Source organism: Paenibacillus sp. BJ-4 (assembly GCF_020404765.1).
Lineage (GTDB): Bacteria > Bacillota > Bacilli > Paenibacillales > Paenibacillaceae > Paenibacillus.
The window spans coordinates 77,066-94,612 of the sequence record NZ_JAIVEM010000023.1 but is presented as its reverse complement, the minus strand read 5'-3'; the positions used below and the strand labels follow the sequence as shown (position 1 = coordinate 94,612).

16 protein-coding genes are annotated in these 17,547 nt (G+C 43.8%); 1 reads left to right on the top strand and 15 read right to left on the bottom strand.

Features of this window, described 5'->3' with window-relative positions; translation table 11 throughout:
- Positions 1-151: 151 nt before the first annotated feature.
- Entirely contained in the window at positions 152-919 is a 768-nt protein-coding gene (locus LCF57_RS04990) for a flagellin (RefSeq protein WP_225999712.1), read from the bottom strand.
- A 274-nt stretch (positions 920-1,193) separates the two neighbouring features.
- Between LCF57_RS04990 and LCF57_RS04985 the strand changes: the two genes are divergently transcribed.
- Positions 1,194-2,594 carry a carboxypeptidase-like regulatory domain-containing protein gene (locus LCF57_RS04985; protein ID WP_225999711.1) on the top strand — a complete coding sequence of 467 codons (1,401 nt, stop codon included), beginning with the start codon at positions 1,194-1,196 and terminating at the stop codon, positions 2,592-2,594.
- Between the two features lie 118 nt (positions 2,595-2,712).
- Here LCF57_RS04985 and csrA read toward each other — a convergent pair whose 3' ends face one another.
- From csrA to LCF57_RS04915, 14 genes are all read right to left on the bottom strand, one after another.
- The gene (gene csrA / locus LCF57_RS04980; protein WP_152379632.1) at positions 2,713-2,955 is read right to left on the bottom strand and encodes a carbon storage regulator CsrA; all 243 of its coding nucleotides are present in this window, start codon (positions 2,953-2,955) and stop codon (positions 2,713-2,715) included.
- Positions 2,955-3,404, bottom strand: a complete 450-nt coding sequence (gene fliW, locus LCF57_RS04975; RefSeq protein WP_225999710.1) for a flagellar assembly protein FliW — start codon at positions 3,402-3,404, stop codon at positions 2,955-2,957. Before fliW ends, csrA begins: the two co-directional genes overlap by 1 nt.
- Positions 3,405-3,482: 78 nt before the next feature.
- Complete coding sequence (gene flgL / locus LCF57_RS04970) at positions 3,483-4,391, bottom strand: flagellar hook-associated protein FlgL (protein ID WP_225999709.1); 909 nt, start codon at positions 4,389-4,391, stop codon at positions 3,483-3,485.
- 23 nt (positions 4,392-4,414) lie between these two features.
- Positions 4,415-5,995, bottom strand: a complete 1,581-nt coding sequence (gene flgK, locus LCF57_RS04965; protein WP_225999708.1) for a flagellar hook-associated protein FlgK — start codon at positions 5,993-5,995, stop codon at positions 4,415-4,417.
- 15 nt (positions 5,996-6,010) lie between these two features.
- Positions 6,011-6,508, bottom strand: a complete 498-nt coding sequence (locus LCF57_RS04960; RefSeq protein WP_225999707.1) for a flagellar protein FlgN — start codon at positions 6,506-6,508, stop codon at positions 6,011-6,013.
- Between the two features lie 12 nt (positions 6,509-6,520).
- The gene (flgM, locus tag LCF57_RS04955; RefSeq protein ID WP_010349684.1) at positions 6,521-6,796 is read right to left on the bottom strand and encodes a flagellar biosynthesis anti-sigma factor FlgM; all 276 of its coding nucleotides are present in this window, start codon (positions 6,794-6,796) and stop codon (positions 6,521-6,523) included.
- A 196-nt stretch (positions 6,797-6,992) separates the two neighbouring features.
- The gene (locus LCF57_RS04950; RefSeq protein WP_025716542.1) at positions 6,993-7,403 is read right to left on the bottom strand and encodes a TIGR03826 family flagellar region protein; all 411 of its coding nucleotides are present in this window, start codon (positions 7,401-7,403) and stop codon (positions 6,993-6,995) included.
- A 733-nt stretch (positions 7,404-8,136) separates the two neighbouring features.
- Positions 8,137-8,598, bottom strand: a complete 462-nt coding sequence (locus LCF57_RS04945) for a LysM peptidoglycan-binding domain-containing protein (protein ID WP_225999706.1) — start codon at positions 8,596-8,598, stop codon at positions 8,137-8,139.
- 384 nt (positions 8,599-8,982) lie between these two features.
- Positions 8,983-9,477: a ComF family protein gene (locus LCF57_RS04940; protein ID WP_225999705.1), complete on the bottom strand. Its 495-nt coding sequence runs from the start codon at positions 9,475-9,477 to the stop codon at positions 8,983-8,985.
- 419 nt (positions 9,478-9,896) lie between these two features.
- Positions 9,897-12,017: a helicase-related protein gene (locus LCF57_RS04935; protein ID WP_225999704.1), complete on the bottom strand. Its 2,121-nt coding sequence runs from the start codon at positions 12,015-12,017 to the stop codon at positions 9,897-9,899.
- A gap of 204 nt (positions 12,018-12,221) precedes the next feature.
- Positions 12,222-12,662: a hypothetical protein gene (locus LCF57_RS04930; protein ID WP_225999703.1), complete on the bottom strand. Its 441-nt coding sequence runs from the start codon at positions 12,660-12,662 to the stop codon at positions 12,222-12,224.
- An 89-nt stretch (positions 12,663-12,751) separates the two neighbouring features.
- Complete coding sequence (locus LCF57_RS04925) at positions 12,752-13,474, bottom strand: response regulator (RefSeq protein WP_007432713.1); 723 nt, start codon at positions 13,472-13,474, stop codon at positions 12,752-12,754.
- Positions 13,475-13,478: 4 nt separating this feature from the next.
- Complete coding sequence (locus tag LCF57_RS04920; protein WP_013373402.1) at positions 13,479-14,639, bottom strand: sensor histidine kinase; 1,161 nt, start codon at positions 14,637-14,639, stop codon at positions 13,479-13,481.
- Between the two features lie 47 nt (positions 14,640-14,686).
- Positions 14,687-17,404, bottom strand: coding sequence for a stalk domain-containing protein (locus LCF57_RS04915; RefSeq protein WP_225999716.1), 2,718 nt, complete (start codon positions 17,402-17,404; stop codon positions 14,687-14,689).
- Positions 17,405-17,547 lie beyond the last annotated feature (143 nt).

The window sequence follows — 17,547 nt, the reverse complement described above, 5'->3', positions numbered from 1 at the left end:
GTCCGTTCTATACAATAGTTACCTATATTATACAACATTAACGCGGTGTCGTCTTAAACAAAATCAACATAAAAAAAGCTGTCGAGACTTTCTCGACAGCCTGACTCTGCAAAATGCAGAGCCTTTAATGGTACGTTTACTTCCCAAAATCTTAACGAAGCAGGGACAGTACGCCTTGTGGCGCAGAGTTTGCTTGTGACAGCATGGATTGGGAAGCTTGCAGCAAGATGTTGTTTTTGGACAAAGCAACCATTTCTTTGGCCATGTCAGTATCACGAATACGGGATTCGGAAGCTGTCAGGTTTTCAACTGTAGTACCCAAGTTGTTGGAAGTATATTCCAAACGGTTTTGAACAGCACCCAGTTTAGCACGTTGAGTAGCAACTTTTTCAATAGCGGCACTTACATTTGTCAACGTGGTAGTGTTATTCAAACCAACGAATCCAGCTGTAGCAACACCACTAACTGTAATAGTAAAAGCTTTATCGTCAGCTTGTATTTTTACGTTAGAAGTGATTTTGATTCCATTGAACGTTGTGTTGGACATGATAGCATTGATTTGCGATCCCAGTGCGTTAAGCTCCATGTTGATATTGCTCTTATCGCTGGAAGAATATGTTCCGTTCAGTTTTTGAACGTTCAGTTCTTTCATACGGGAAAGCATCGAGGATACTTCGTTCATCGCACCCTCAGCAGTTTGCGCAAAAGAAATACCGTCTTGAACGTTACGTTGAGATTGTTCCAGACCACGGATTTGTCCGCGCATTTTTTCGGAGATAGAGAGACCAGCAGCGTCATCAGCAGCACGGTTGATACGCAGACCGGAAGACAGTTTCTCCATGTTTTTGCTTGCTGCAGCATTATTCATACCCATGTTACGGTGAGTGTTTAATGCAGGAATATTGTGGTTGATAATCATTTTAAATTTCCTCCCTGAAATGGTTTAATTCCCACGTCCTTGTGGTATGAGCGTCTTCACAGGTCGGCCGCCCTGAAGAATTACCGCTCTAAATTATATATCGACACATACCACGATATTGTTTATAGCATTTCAGAATTTTCAAAAAAATCTATTTTGGAGAACAATAAAAACGTAAAAATTTTAATTAGGACCAATAATTGACACCTCTTAAACTCTAGCTTATATTAAGCTTGTGGTAAAAAAATATACTAATTGGAGGAGTGTTTTAATTATGCTTCGGAAAACTATTCGTTTGTTATCCGTTTTAATTCTTGCGGTCGGGTGGTTCTCATCTTCTTTTAATCAGGCATTTGCGGGTTCTTCTCAAGCCAAACCTATTCAGTTGCCGGCACAATTTTTAAATTCCATGGTTAAGAAAGGCTCAAACACACTTCTAAGCGATCTACATACAATGCCAACCCAACCCAAATCACTTTCAATCTTCAAGGAGGAAATTTTAAAATCTCCAAAGTTAAATGCATTGCCAGAGACTTCGCCTAACAATAAACTTTCCGTTTCTACAGTCACATATGATGTTTATAACACTACGCCCGATGGGGCAATCTTTATTAAATCAGGTAATTCCTCGCAGGGTTATATTACTTCGGAGGGTGAAAGCCGCTGGTTTTTCACACGTGTGGAAACTCCCAATAAGCTGACTGTATTTCTAAATCCAGGGGCATCTACAACCAATGATTACGATCTTCATCTATACAAGCTTGATGAAAGCACAGGAACGCTAAATAAAATCTCATATTCTACAAAGGGAGCTGGTCAATATGAACAGGTCAGCTATGTAGCAGGGACTGGCTATTATTTCATGCTTGTTCAATCATATAAGGGATTTGATGTCACCCAGCCGTTTACCATTCACACTATTCAATCCGACAGCTATGACAGCAGTGAACCAGATGACAATCCTTGGTTTGCTAAAGATCGTGGATCAGCCACCTTTAGCAGCAGCCAAACGATCGACAATATCCTGGATGAGGATTGGAGCAAAATCAAGGTTCCTTCTGATACTAGCGTTCGTCTCAACCTCAATAATACCTCAGCTTACGGCGAATACCGACTGGACCTATATGACGCTAATTTGACCAGTCTCGGATATCTTGGCCAGAACACTACCGCACAGTTGAAGCTAGCCGCAGGGGAATATTATATCCGTGTTGTTGCACCATCCAAGTTCGATCTCAACACTCCGTATACTTTGACAGTGAGTTATCAAAATGCTGATGTTGCACGGGTGGTAACTTCCAATATTACAACAGACGGTGGAGTATACGGTTTTATAAACTATGGTTATGGACAAAAATGGAGAATAAAAAATAATATCACCATTAGCGGCAGAGCGTTTGATGCCCAAGGCACCCCTGTGGCAAATGCTATTGTCACCACAAGAATTATTGTGACAATAAACAATAAGGTATTTACAGCAAGCGGAACAACCAATGAGCAAGGATACTTTACGATCCCAGTAAATGGTTTAACCTCGGCTGCAGGTAAGTACTCTTTCTATAACGGCGTCAGCACACATTATTTTGACATTATCCCAATCGACTTTTACAGTGGCGGTAAACTGCTCAACTCCGATATCAGCAGTCTCTATCATTTTGCTTACCAAATAAGATAACTTAATACAGATGAAGATTATTAAAATTCCTCTTAGTTTCAACAGGATAATAAATAGATAAAACAAAAAAGCTGGCCCTTGCTTGGGTCAGCTTTTTTATCACATCCAACAAATAAAACTACTCGGTGCTGCCACTTTCTCTGCCCATTTCCAATATTGCGGTTTGGAGCGTTTTAATATCCATGGCTGCACTTTGATTATTATCCTGGATAGCATCGAAAATTTCTTTACGATAAATATCTATATCCTTAGGAGCAGATATTCCAATTTTAACGTTATCTCCTTCAACGGAAAGCACCGTTAAAACAATATTATTCTGAATTACGACAGACTCGCCTTTCTTGCGGGACAACACCAGCATTAGGCTTCACCGCCTTGCTCTTCCAATTTTAAATCTGGCCATAGTGCATGTCTAGTCGTATACTCCGAATTTTGCAGAACAATCTGCTTACCTTTTAAATTTTCAGTATTAAAAATGATAGGTGCAATTAAGTTGACTGTTATTTTTTCTCTATTACTGTGCCAGGTTACAATACAACGTACTGCAATTTGCTTTCTATCCGTGACCTCAATATCTGCAAGAGCATCATTGGACAACTCAAACTCGTAATCATGTACAAAATCAAAAGGATTGATTGTTATAAAGGAGATCGCAGCCTCTTCTACAGCACTAAAAATACTGAACAATTCGTTATGTTCCTGTAGCTTAAATTCACGTAAATGCTCGAAACCGGGTAACCCTTTAGGGAAAATAAAAATCGACTCTGCTTTATATTGTTCCATTTTATCTATTTCATGTTTTGGGTTCATACCTCAACCTCCTAGAATAGTAACAAAAAAGCTACGGACCTTCGTCCATAGCTTCAAAATGTCAAAGAAAACGAAACCTCATCTCATAAAATCCATAAGAGATGGCTGCATGATTTGAGCCGATGATTTTAAAGCAGCTTGATATATGGTCTGGGCAGAGGTCGCCTGAATCATCAGGCTTGCAATATCCGCATCCTCAGTCTTAGACTGCAAATTTGTTAAATTTAAATTGCGATCATCCAAACGTGATTGCACAAGCTCCACACGATTCGTGCGCGCTCCAACTTCGGACAGGCTGGACTGCATTTTGGTAAAACGAGATTCAATATTTGTAAGTTGACTTGATACTGTCGTTTGGTTTCCACTTGCCAAGGCTGCACTCAAGTTATCCATAACTTTAAAAATATTATCCGCATCTGTTGAGGATCCAAAAAACTCACTTCCAGAAGTATTCACCTGAAAAGTGGATTGATCTCCTATTGCATAATTGACAGCACCTTGATCTGTATCAACTTGGTCATAACTGGTGATTGTGCCCGTAAGCTCATAAGGCGCCTGATCATATTTTTGACCATTAAAAATGTATTTGCCACGAATCTGGCTATTCCCGATATTGGTCATTTGTTCCTTAAGCTGGTCAACCTCCAGCTTAATTGCATCCAATCCGGATTGAGGGACAGTTCCGCTTGAGGCTTGAACCGTTAGCTCTTTTAGTCGCTTCATTACGTCTCCGGCCTGCTGCATAGTGGAATCCGTAAAATCCAACCAGCTTACAGCAGCATCAGCATTGCTGGAATACTGCTCATTTGAGGCCAGCTCAGCTCTGTAGCGAAGGGCATAAGTCACACCCACAGGATCATCTGAAGGTTTATTGAGCTTACGTCCGGTTGTAATCTGGTTCTCCATCTTATTCATATTACTATAGTTACGATTCAGGTTACTGAGCGTCTGCATACTCATCATCCCCGAGGTTACTCGAATCGCCATACGCTACCTCCCACTAATTTGAATTAGAGCCCTACACGGCCTGTGCTATTAATCAGCTTGTCCAGCAATTGGTCGAATGTCGTCATAAAACGAGAAGCTGCACTATAAGCATGCTGAAACTTGATCAGATTGGACATCTCCTCATCCAGAGATACCCCACTGACAGACTGTCTGCTTAAATCCACCTGCTCCGTCAGGAGCTGTGCATTCTGCGATTGACGTTCCGCCTCCTGAGTCTGAACTCCAAGTTGTCCGACAATAGAGCTAAAATAGTCATCTACTGACGTTGGACTAGATAAAGCTGCCCCGAAATCAAACTTTACATTTTTCAAATTAGCCATAGCCATAGCTAAAGCATTATTCCCGAGTACTACCTTCTCATCTGTCGTTCCCGTGCCATCTACCCTTAGAGAAGTTGCAATTTTATTAGGATCACTTTGTATATCGGGATTTAGCGTAATATTACCTGCTGTAATCGCAGCTCCATCTTTAGAAGTAAAAAATGCGTCCCCTTTGGTAGGAGTTGTTCCACTAATGGTATAACCCAACTGGTGAAGTCCGTTGATACCTTGGACAGTAACTTTCAAATCGCTTGTTAAAGTACGGTTATTATTAGCATTTGAGTAAGTAACGGCTGTATTATTCGGTCCCGTGTTCAGTACTGTCCCTTCAGGAAGCACAGTTCCTTTAGGAAGAGTAACTTCAATATTTCCGTTGGCTAGTGTGTTCGCCAATTGGTTTATCTGATTTTTATAGTCCGCAACGTATCTGTCACGTGATAATACCATTCCGTAAACTTCACCGCCAGTCAAGGTACCACCTGTAAAAGCAGCCTGAAGACCGTCTGCGGTTAATGGTGTAACCGCACTACCAGTTACAGCGATTTGTCCGGCTACTGTTACTTGATACCCATCATCCAGTTGAGTAACCTGTACATTAGCCAGTTTAGACAACTTATCGATCGCATAATCTCGCTGATCTCTCAAGTCATTTGGGTTATCTCCCAACGACTCTAACTTGGTAATGTTCCCATTTAAATCGGCTACAGATTGCAAAAGAGAATTCATCTCTGTTGTTTTTAATGTAATATTATTGGTTAAATCGGAATCTAGCGCATCAAGCTGCTTGCTTGTTTGATTCAATGCATCCGTCAATGCGAGCGTCGTTTCTTTTACAATTTTACGGTTAGTTACATCTTGGGGATCTTGACTTAAATCCGACCAAGCATTCCAAAAATTATCCATGACCTTGCGCATTCCTGTGTCAGAGGGCTCGTTCATAATTGTTTCGAGCTTATTCAAAGTATCGTAGCGGATACTCCATCCACCTAAAGAGGAGTTTTCATTGCGATACTGGTCATCCAAAAATGTCTGACGAACACGCTCAATGGCAGTGAATTCAACCCCTGTACCCATTTGGCCTCTTACAACGGAACGGTTCAAACCATAGGCTTCCATAGAATCTGTGGCCTTCATACTGACCACTTGTCTAGAATAACCAGCTGTGTTGGCATTAGAGATATTGTGTCCAGTTGTATTTAGTGCTGCCGTTTGTGTATTTAAGCTTCTTTTTGCTGTTTCTATACCATGAAATGTCGAGGTCATATTTTCCTCCTGCAATTAGGCCCGAGTGTCGAATAACCCTGAGCGGATAGTAGAATTTTTTTCATCTGGTCGGTGATACGTGGTCTCAGATTCCTCGTAATAAGACATAGTCTCTATGGAAAAATCAATGTAAGAGAGCGCCTGTTCTATAAGCTGACGATTCAACTCATTAAGTTGCTTAAGTTCGTTCAACGTCTCCGAAAGCCGTGCTTGAATGCTTAACAACTTCTGCTTGTCTTGAAGGTCAAAAACAAGACGTGACAACTCTGAAATGGTTAAGTTCAACTTAGATTTAATTCCGCGTTCCTGCAAAAATCCATATGCAGAGGAAATACGTTGTTCCTCAAGTTGATCAATAAGTTTGGATATCTTCGATTCCTGATTCATGACTAAAATGAGCTGATCTACCTTATTAGATATCAGTGCTGCTTTTTTTTGAGTTCCTAACGCAATCAACTGCTCGTGAGCCTCTCTCAGCTGCTCCAGCACATCAATCAGGCGCTCTAAAGGCATATTTTACTTCACCTAGCTTTCGGAAGACTGCTTGAAGTAAGGCAACAGCTTCTCTGCAATTTTGTCTGCATCCACACGGTAGGTTCCAGAAGCTACTTGCTGCTTAAGCTCCTGAATCTTTTTAACTCGGTCTGTATCGCTGCTACGGTTCAGCATTTCCATTGCTTCCGGGGAGATGGAAACCTCATCCTTGCGACGAGATTTCTTTTGCTCCTCTTGGCGCCCTGTTTCAATATTTCGCTGGTATGGATTAATCGCTCCGATGCGGTTGGTCTCGTTAATTTTCATAACTTCCACCTTCCTTAGTTTTTTGATATGGTCAGAATGTATCAGACGACATAGCGTCGAACATGGTTCGTATTATGCCTTACTTCTTTATTTTGTGCATGGTTGCTAAAAATAAAAAAACCGATAAGCTCTATAAAGATTATCGGCGGTATTTGAAACTTTTTGAATAGCTGAATACGTTTTTAATTCCCCTGTACTAGTTTCCACGAAGTTTATCAATTGCGCTGTAGGTACCTTTGCCCATATTGTTAATTTGATCCTGATTGCTGCTTTCACGCGCGGCCTGATGCAGGTCTTTGGTCAGTCTTGTTCGACAAGAATCGCACATGTGTCCATCACGAATCGGTATTCCGCACACCTCGCAAGGATACGTCATATTGGGTGCATTAGCAATGGAAATACGCCCCTCACGTATAAAGGTCGTGATTTGCTTTACGGATACCCCAGTCGCCTCCGAAAGCTCATGCATATGAATCCCTTTATTTTCACGTATATGTTTGACGCAAAGCTCATATTCAAGCTCAATATCTTTGATACAATTCTGACAGAGCCCTCTGACATTCATAATAAACAGCTTTCCACAGCGAGGACAGTTATCCAAATTCATCCTCTGCAGCGCCCCTTTCCAATTTCCGATCTCTAATTACTTTTATCCTTACATTACCTTATACTGAAGAGCCCCGTCTAGCAAATATTTCAAAAAAAGATTCTCAGATTTTACACAACTACACATTTTGTACGTTATCATAGTAAAAGTATAAACGATACTGCTATCCATCAGCAAAATCCCCTCTACATCGGTATGTATCGTTATTCAAATGACATACAAATTAAGGAAGCCAACAAGTCCTTACATCTTAGCCTATGGCATGTATTTATTTATCGTCAAACAATGCGACTTATTTGAGATAAAAAATAAAATAAGCGCCATTCCAGTAATTTTCGGGAATAGCGCCTCATTATAATTAATATAGCTATATATGAATATGATCAAACGAGAAGTGCAGGTCAAGCTGAGGGAAAAACCGGGCGAAACAATCCTCAGAAGAATTCATGTTTACCTGTGCCCCGAATACTATCAAGCAAATGCAGTAAATCCGGGGGATCGGCGCCCATAGAATGCTCCGCACATGGAGTGTGGGGATTCATAAATCTCATGCAACTATCATCATCTTATTCATAAACTATCTGAAATCATGATAGATGTATCATTGGAAATTTGCAGCCCAAAAAAACAAACAATTATTCAAAAAAGCATTGTTTTAATAGAGCCCTTCCCGTATACTATACTCAAACGCTGGGTTTAATAAACACATATTATTATGCATTCATAATAATTATTATTTATTGGTGTTTGTTTGTGGTACTTGCAGTTCTTGACCCACTTTAATCAGGTTATTGATTTTAACCAGTTCTTCAACAGTTACGCCATATTTTTCTGCAATAGAAGCCAGTGTATCACCATCTTGAACATTTACTGTGATTGTGTTTACGGTAGCTGGTGTTGTTGTAGTTGTCGCTGGTTTTGTAGTTGTTGCTTGATTGTTGTCAGAAGCTGGTTGAACTGGTGTTTTAGTTGTTGTATCTTCAGTAGTTCCAGTTCCGTAAACTTTTGCTTCAAATGCTTTTTGTGCTGCTTCTTGTTGTTCTCTAATTATTTGATCTTCCAGTTGTTGTTTTTCGTCATCAGAGTTGGATTTTGCCATTACTTGACCTGTTGCAAGTGGACTAAGCAAAGATACTGCACCTAAACTTACTGCCAGCATGCTAGATACTACTACTTTTTTCATTACGTTTTTCATGATTTTTTCTCTCCTCTTTTTTTGCTTTAAATTTTAATTAACTGCTTTACTACTGAGCGAGACACTCCCAATGTCCGCTCTTTTGTCATTAGCTAATCACTTATTACCAATTCATGTTAGCTATCAACAGATAGAAATTGTACTCCTCTTTTCCAAAAAAATCAACCTCTAAATTGAAATATTCTAAATTCATCCCTCACTTCCTTACTTTTTGTTTGTCTCTATATTTTTATTATATATCTCTTTCTAGCTCGTTGTCAAATTCTGCTGTTTGCGCGTTGTAAAAGAACTCTACTCTATCAATTAAGCCATTTTTAAAGCAATTTCAATATTTATTTCATAGTTTCAGACAATCCTCTCACAACAAATACAGAAAATTTAGACTTATGATCTTGCTAAAGTCAGGCAAAAAATAGCCAAATGTACTCCTTGCTCAGCTGCCTTTTCAACTAAAACACGCGCACACGCCCGCAAGGTGCTACCCGTTGTATAAATATCGTCTACGAGCAAAACAGTAGCAGACTGCATCCTCTCCGATGTGTATCGGGAATCAGCTTTTAAAACAAGAGACTTCAACAATTCCGCCATATTAGGAATAGCAGTAAAAGCATTATCCATTGTACTTATACGATCCTTTTTTGTTTTAAAGCTTTGTTTGCCTGTATCTTGTGGACGAGCAAGTAAAGATACGAAAGGGAGCTTATTCCGCCTGGCAATCTCTTCTGCCAAAACTTGAGCCTGATTAAAACCTCGCTCTGTGAGTCTTGCCTCACTTACCGGAACACAGGTCACCACATCTACACTCCACAAAGAACGCTTGAGACCAGAATAGCTATCACCTGCAAACTCAAGTCTCATCGCCTGATAGGCTCGGTTCATGATCTCGCCCAGCGCAGAGGCATACTTTTCATTCCCACGATATTTGAACTGTCCAATCCATTCTCTTATCATCGGTGTATAGCTGGTTGCACTCCGATTACACACATAGTAATGTGCCGGTCGGACAGGCCTTACGCAATCAGGGCAAAATGTCGGACGCCCACAATGAACGCACCGAATTTTGTAAATCCAAGGAATTTGAACCGAACAAGTAGTACAAATCCCTGCATACTCGGAAAAACGCCCTGTGAGAGTGCCGCAAGCGATACATGCCTGGGACTGACGATGGAGTAGCCAATTCATAAAAAAACGTGTTCTTGAAATCATCCCCATACCAGAATGCACCTTTCTTGGCAGTTTACGTACCGGCATAGCTTCAGGTTTCATATTTCTAAAAAAACATTTTTTATTTAATGCATTTAATGCTTGATCTCCTTCAGATAGCCTTTTTTCCGTGCTAGTGTATTCATGCGTTGAATCTGTCTGATTGCCCTCTTTTGACCACGAGTCCATTGAGGAGATGTGAAAATAACACCTCCGTACGGGTCATCCTTGGACCTTCCCGCGCGACCAGCCATTTGGACGAGAGATGCCTCATCAAAAAGATGGCTATCCGCGTCCAGTATGTACACATCGCTCCGCGGAACAGTCACGCCCCGCTCCAAAATAGTAGTTGTGACCAACACACGTATTTCAGTAGCTCGAAATAAACGCACTTTAACAGTTCTTTCTTCATCCTGTGATGAGGTACCGGCAATAGGAACATCAGGTAAGTGTTTTATCAACAGCTCCACCAGGCCCTGAATATGTGAAATTCGTGTCACAAACAGGAAGACCTGCGCTCCTCGTTGTATAGATACGCGCAGGCGTTGAGTAAAGGCGGCGGGAAGCTGACCTTTTTGCAACCAATGTTTCACAGGAGCAGTCCCCAGGCGAAATGGGACAGGTAAGGGATGCCGATGAAACCGAACAGGAACCTTGGCGTGTGGAAGTCGACCGCGTGCTGCCTCTTTCTGCAGGACATGCGGTGGCGTAGCAGATAAATAGATAAACTTGCCCTCCGGTTTACATACAGCTAGTGCAGCAAAGGCGAGCATAGGATCATTGTGATAAGGAAATGCATCAATTTCATCAATCACTACCAGATCAAAGGCGTGATGATAACGCAATAGCTGGTGTGTCGTTGCCAGTGTCAGCTGCCCTCTTTGCCAACGTTCTGCGCTTCCTCCATAGAGTGTTACCATGGTATCCTGGGGAAAAGCAACTTCCAAACGAGGTGCCAACTCCAGTACCACATCCCGGCGCGGTGTTGCTACAAGCGCTGTCCCTCCGCGCTCCAACACATACTGCAAAAGCGGAAACATCATTTCCGTCTTGCCTGCGCCAGTAACGGCCCAGAGCAGAAAACGTTCTGCTGCGGGGTCGGGTACTTGCCGATCAGCGATACTCTCCGAACGCTCACCGGATTTGGGTGAAGACCGCCCGCTGCGGGCAAGAGTGCAGCCAAGCGTAGCGGCAGCGCCTGAGTCCCGGCGCGCAACCATGCAGCGCCTGAATAATTCGCACGCCCGTTGCCAGCGGCTTTCCAGGCGAGAGCGCCCCCGCACTTTCACGGGTGGTGCGGCCAAAAAGTGCAATGCCGCTTCGGCTGCGACACGTTGTGCAGGGCTCAGCCCCCAGCGGTCGAGTTCCGCTGCCGGGGCTGCTCCTGCCGTGCGCGGCACGGCGGGTTTCGCTGCACCGCGCAGCAGCAGCGAGCATTCACGGCTGCGCCCAAGTGCGAGACATGTCTCGCAATAAGCGCACGCCTTGCGTCCACACGATGCGCAGCTCGTACGGTACACCATCCCGCTGCCGCAACGGTTGCAGCGGAGTTCTTGTGTACGCGTGGCTGACCGGCGCGCACATGGTATGGGAGCAAGGCCAGCAGCAAAGCTGAGCCGACCTTGTAGATAAGCGAGTTGCGCAGCTGAATGCCAAGCACGCTCCAAACCTGGCGATGTCTCTGCCAGCAGCGCTTCAACTTCCGGAACGAATAACTGTCGTCCAGACAGTAGACCGACCAACTCATTCGCTTGTCGTACCACACATTCCATATCCAGTTTTTCAATTTCTCTGTTGAGATTCCTTTTTTGAACAAAACTTAATGCTCCTTTTATTTCTCGTTTTTCTGCTCCTACCTCTGCACCAGAAATCCAGCCCTGTTCACCATCCCAAATGCATATGTGATCTATTTCACCAGATAAAATCCGTTTTCCGCCAACAGGTTCGAGAGCCAGTTCATTTTTTAGGTTTGAAAAAATATATCCCCACCATTGCTTATTCCCCCATCGCTTCATATCCGCTAGTTCCTTAAATGTTTCACACAGCTTTGTTCCCCAAGGCAATGGAAACCCTTCTCCTAATAACACCCACCTTTCGAAAATATTCTTCTGTCCCTCATTTCGATGCATCCACCATGTCATATCTACTCGAATATCCACAGATAATCGTAGATTCCAATGCCCCATATACCTAACCGCATACACAGCAATTTTCACCGTATACCCTCCTATCTATCACTATCATTTTTTTCTGTTTCTTATCACACCTGATAACAGCAAAAAAGCACACTCCTATGGCTTATAGCCTGAAGTGTGCTTCACATCAATCGAACCTCAACAAGATTCGTATCGTCTTGCATATGCAATTGCTTATACATATTTATATCCGATTTTGACCCTTGTGTCCACAATTCCCTGTCATTAAGGAACAAGTGGGGTATCTGCCAACGGGTTGGCTGTTCTAAGATCAATAACAACCTGCTTTTCACCGCCTGACTTCGGTAAAACCGGGTCCCCCGGTGAGAAACGACTTGAAATAACCGAAACTTCCATATGGCTATAACGCACCATCCGTGTCAGAATCGGCAGTGTGTCGTCCATGGACTCATCATCCAGTACCGTCACATGCAGCGGCCTCCGGTGTAGCCAAGCAAGTATGCTCAACGAACGCATCACCCATTCCACACGATCTCCGTCATTGGACGTAATCACAATATAGCGGGTCGCACGATGCTCCGGAGATAATGCGTGCGCATCTTCACCATTGCGATAAGCCTGAACCGCCTGTCGTATATACATGAGATGTACGACCGCGGCCCCTACACCGTATATAAGCAATATCCAAACCAAGTGAGCCGTCACGAAGGTTCCACCTCCTCCTATAGCGACAATATATGCCGTATAACAGGAAGAGGTGTCACGGTTATGTACTGGGTTTCAAAGACTACACTTTACAGCGTAACCCATCCGTATTTGATCGAGTTAATAACCGCTTGTGTTCGGTCGTCAACCTCCATTTTTTGCAGAATGCTACTGACATGGTTTTTGACCGTTTTTTCGCTAATGAATAAATATTCACCGATCATTTTGTTGCTCTTGCCTTCAGCCATCAAACGCAGCACTTCAGCCTCACGGCGGGTCAACGGATTATTTTCGCCTGCGACAAACTTCACGCCTGCTTCCTTGGTATGGCCCTCAGCCATAGCTCCGGTTTCATTCAGGTAGGTCATTCGGCGAAGCTGCTGAATGAGCTTACCCGTTACCTTCGGATGAATAAACGCATATCCTTCATGAACCGAACGGATCGCGTTAATAAGGGACTCCGCCTCCATATCTTTTAACAGATATCCGTTGGCCCCCTTGCGCAACGTTTCGAATACGTAGCTTTCATCATCATGAATGGACAAGATGATCACTTTGACATCCGGGAACATCTCACGCAGCTTTTCGGTTGCCTCTACACCATTTTCAATTGGCATATTAATGTCCATCAGAACAATGTCCGGTTTCTCTACGTTACAAAATTCCAATACTTGAATGCCATCACCGCATTCTCCGATGACCTCAATGTCATCCTCCATATTTAAAATACGTTTAAGTCCTTCACGGAACAATTGATGATCGTCCGCCAAGAGAACTTTAATGGGTGCATTACTGATTTCTTGATTTTCCATGTTGTTACTCCTTTCCCTTCTCCACGTTGGTTGGGATATGAATCACTATCTTGGTGCCTTGATTCTCAGCTGATTCGATCTCCATTCTCCCCTCGAGCAGTTCAACCCTTTCCCGCATACCAATCAGACCAAAATGCCCATGATCTTTGCTTTTTTGCTGGAAGAGTTCTGGCTTAAAGCCCAGACCATTATCCTGTACCACGATTTTTACAAGCTGCGCCTGATAGGTAATCTCAACAAGCACATAGGTAGGATAAGCATGCTTGGCAGCGTTGGTCAAAGCTTCCTGAATCAGACGGTAAATGGCTGCTTCCATCGCGGAAGAGAGACGGTGTTCCTTGCCCCTTGTTTCAAAAAGCGCTCTAATCTTCGTTTTTTCTTCAAAATCCTGCACATATTTTCGGAGCGTCGGAATAAGCCCCAAGTCATCCAGGGCCATAGGACGCAGATTGAAAATGACCTTTCGCATTTCCTCAAGACTGGAGCGAACTTGTTTCTTCAAGTCTACTATTTCGTCCTGAACCATCTTAAATTCCTGCTTGGCGATCATTCTTTCTACAATTTCCGTCCTAAGCACTAGATGCGCAAGGAGTTGCGCAGGTCCATCGTGAATTTCACGAGATATGCGCTTACGCTCCTCTTCCTGAGCCAAAATAATTTTAAGACCAATAAACTGCCGATTTTTGGCCGATTCGATGATCCGCGTCACTTGTCCCAACTCACCTGACAAATATTCCAGCACGACCCCCATCTGTGAACCGATGGTTTCGGCGCGCTCGACAGAAGCCTCGACACTTTTGGCCCGTTTTTGCAGATCATCTCTTCTGGCTTTAAGATACATTTCCTTCTCGCGAAAAATCATCACATCGAGCTGAAGCTGTGTCGCCTTCTCATAAGCCTGCTTGATATCTTCTTCTGAATAACGAACAAAGTCACGGCTGACCTCAGTCAGCCGTATACGGGACCGCCGATAATTCATTTCCAGCTGGTCCACCTTTTCAATCGTTTCCGCCGTTTCCTTCAGGACACTTTGAAGCTCCTGATTTAACGTGACCAGCTCGGTCCGGGCCGTGTCCAATATTTCGAACATCTGATATTTGCTGTTCTCCATCACCTGGATGGCATTTTTAATGACTCGGTCTATGATATCGGCTTGAAAGTCCACAAATGTTCTACTCCAATCCTAGCATTTCAAGTATATATCATACCATATCATGACTGGAGGGTGATGGTCTTCGTTTCTTGTTCCCATTTTACAGTCATCCCTAGCTGCTCAGACACAAGTCTTAATGGGACTAAAGTCCTGCCACCTAGCACTATAGGTGCTACATCCGTGCTCTGACGCTTTCCGTTCAAAACAACTTCTTTTTTCCCTACGGTCAGATCCATCAGTACACCGCCGCGCATAATCGTGATCCGCTGATCGCCTGCATTCCACTTGGCCTGCCCACCAAAAGCATCAAGTACATACTTGATCGGCACATACGTTGAACCATTGCGTGTCATTGGAGCCGCATCAATCGCCGTCGCTGTTCCGTTCACGCTCATTGATTTTTGCCCGATCGTCATCTGAGCTGTTCCCTTTTTGAGTCCTTCGGTGCCAACCGTTCCCGGTGTATTAAAAGAAATATTATCAAAAGCGACATTGCCCGTTTTAGCGCGCTCGTCCTGACCCTCGGCTACATTGACCACATAAAGACGCTTGAGCTTCGCCGGATACGAAATTTTCAACCCGCTCATGTCTGCATTAATTGTTTTCCAGCCGTTCCAGTCAATTACTTTGGCCAGATCAATATATGCCGTTTGGCCTTGGGCATCCTCCAATTCTGCCCGCAACCAGTTCAGGCTCTTATCCCCTCTTACATCCACAGAGATGGATGAAGCCGCTTTTTCAAGCGTTTTTCCGGACGTGCCATTCAGTTGGGCATAAGCATACATTTTGCCACTGCCGTTTGTCATATCATAGTTCAGCTCCAGCACCTTAGAGTTGGCATGATCCCCATCTCCTTGCACAACGGCAGCTGTCCCGGTAACGCCAGCTACATTCGAAGTAAAATCAATCGGATACGAAACATTTTCGAAATCCTCCCAATCGGTTGTACTTTCCCCGCCTGCAGACAGGAAGACAACCGCACTGAAACCGTCATAGCGACCGATGGCATAGCCCGTTTTCACACCCGAGTCCACCGAATTGACTGTAAGCTGGCTGTCCTTGACACTTCCCTTAAAGCCGATGAACTCCCACTTGAGGGCATCTGACGTAATGCTAACGCTCTGACCATCTTTCGTCTTGGCCGTTACAGGTACAGCAATTTTAGCACCAGCGGCAAGCGAGCCTGTTCCACTTCCTGCGGTCAGTGATGAAATTTCATCTGCTCCAAGCACTGCAACCTTGGTCGTAGCACTTGCTGAACCACTGGATGCTGTTAGTATAGCGGTTCCCGGTTTGGCTCCCTTCACAACGCCGCCACTCACTGACACAACAGCCGGATTGCTGGACTTCCACGTCACTTGTACCTTCGAAGTATCGAATGGATTGTAGTAGTTGTCATATCCTTTGAAGGAATAGCTTCCAGTTTGACCAATCAGCAATGTTTTATTGCCTTTAATGGTGAAGCCTTTAAGCGTCCCTTTAGGAGCACTGGTATATACACCCACTCCATTTACGATGCTGCGCTGCTCCGTGCCATATTCGGTATTGAACGTGAGCGCTGCTGTCGTATCTCCCAAATCACGAGTTACCATGGTGGTAGAGCCGCCTCCATCCAGATTCATGCCCTTCCAGACACCAATATCTTTCATCAGTGTTTGCAGCTCGCTCAGAGATACACCAACGCTGTTCCCGTTCTTCTCCACGGCAATGACATAAGCGTAACGCTTGTCACGCGAATATCCCAAAGCTGTACGCGCACGGGTCCCGCCTATGCTCGTTGTACTTCGGGAAAACGAGGTTTTCTGACCGTCATTTACTAATATGGTATGTCCACCAATCATCATTTGAAGGTTGGAAGGATCTACTTCACTCCCTGTCGATTTCACACGAAGATGATAGCTCGTTTCCACCGTCTGTCCTACTGTCAGATGCTCTTTGACATATTCAGCCGCTTTGCCATGAGTACGTAAAATATAGCCGTCCTGCGGAACCGTCATATTCAACGCAGCATTGTTGGAGACTTGCGTAACCACACCGTTTTGCACCAATACCTCGGTAGGCGTTGTTGAGCTGTTCTTCGGTCGTTCCACTGCTTTCCAAGCAGGTGTATAAATATACATGGCATTGGAGTGGCTGTAGCTGCTTCCACTCGTTTCAGGTGTATATGAAGCCTTGTTCATCCCCGCCAAAGAAAAGGATGACCCATCCCCGGCCTTTACTGTACCTTCAAAGGTAAACTGCTCTACCATCGGAGAACCGTCCTTGGTTACGGCAAAGGCATACATGCCTGTTAAATCAGACGGAGTGGACATTAGCACACCCTTAGATACCTGTCCGCCAATCGGTGCTCCCTCGCTGGAGGTATTAAAATAGTCTCCATTTACCCCAGCCACTGCACCTGTTTCTTTTGCCATGCCACCTGTACTCTGACGGGTCGTGAACTGTCCGTTCTTCCCGGTCATGACATCCAGCTTTACGTATGGATTCTGCAAGTCCACCCGGATAATATCAGCCAGTGCGGTTCCTTTGGAACCCTTAAAACGATATTTCACCAAAGTTGCACCAGAGGTAATAATTTCTTCACCCAATTTTACCGTTGAACCGGAGGCTGCACTTGCGATTGGTGCAGACATCCAGCCATTCAACGGAATTAGAGCCCCTGTTCCAGCGATCGGTCCCACCCATAATACTCCTGCCAGTGTCAGAACGGCCCATCTTTTAGCGATTCTTCTACCATTCACTTTCTCATTGCCCTGTTTCCTATTACTTAAAAACATTTGGATAATAGCTCCCATCTTTATTGTATTCAAACGGAATGCTCCGTACGTGTACTCTAGCAATAAACAAAAAAAGTCTTCTTATATTAATAGACTTATTATAAAGGCAAAAGTTACGAAAATCCCGCCAACTAATTCATAAA

What these genes read in the sequence shown, in the direction of transcription:
- LCF57_RS04990 (WP_225999712.1), bottom strand. Translation starts at nt 919, where the DNA reads ATGATTATCAACCACAATATTCCTGCATTAAACACTCACCGTAACATG.
- LCF57_RS04985 (WP_225999711.1), top strand. Translation starts at nt 1,194, where the DNA reads ATGCTTCGGAAAACTATTCGTTTGTTATCCGTTTTAATTCTTGCGGTC.
- csrA (WP_152379632.1), bottom strand. Translation starts at nt 2,955, where the DNA reads ATGCTGGTGTTGTCCCGCAAGAAAGGCGAGTCTGTCGTAATTCAGAAT.
- fliW (WP_225999710.1), bottom strand. Translation starts at nt 3,404, where the DNA reads ATGAACCCAAAACATGAAATAGATAAAATGGAACAATATAAAGCAGAG.
- flgL (WP_225999709.1), bottom strand. Translation starts at nt 4,391, where the DNA reads ATGGCGATTCGAGTAACCTCGGGGATGATGAGTATGCAGACGCTCAGT.
- flgK (WP_225999708.1), bottom strand. Translation starts at nt 5,995, where the DNA reads ATGACCTCGACATTTCATGGTATAGAAACAGCAAAAAGAAGCTTAAAT.
- LCF57_RS04960 (WP_225999707.1), bottom strand. Translation starts at nt 6,508, where the DNA reads ATGCCTTTAGAGCGCCTGATTGATGTGCTGGAGCAGCTGAGAGAGGCT.
- flgM (WP_010349684.1), bottom strand. Translation starts at nt 6,796, where the DNA reads ATGAAAATTAACGAGACCAACCGCATCGGAGCGATTAATCCATACCAG.
- LCF57_RS04950 (WP_025716542.1), bottom strand. Translation starts at nt 7,403, where the DNA reads ATGAATTTGGATAACTGTCCTCGCTGTGGAAAGCTGTTTATTATGAAT.
- LCF57_RS04945 (WP_225999706.1), bottom strand. Translation starts at nt 8,598, where the DNA reads ATGAAAAACGTAATGAAAAAAGTAGTAGTATCTAGCATGCTGGCAGTA.
- LCF57_RS04940 (WP_225999705.1), bottom strand. Translation starts at nt 9,477, where the DNA reads ATGAACCGAGCCTATCAGGCGATGAGACTTGAGTTTGCAGGTGATAGC.
- LCF57_RS04925 (WP_007432713.1), bottom strand. Translation starts at nt 13,474, where the DNA reads ATGGAAAATCAAGAAATCAGTAATGCACCCATTAAAGTTCTCTTGGCG.
- LCF57_RS04915 (WP_225999716.1), bottom strand. Translation starts at nt 17,404, where the DNA reads ATGTTTTTAAGTAATAGGAAACAGGGCAATGAGAAAGTGAATGGTAGA.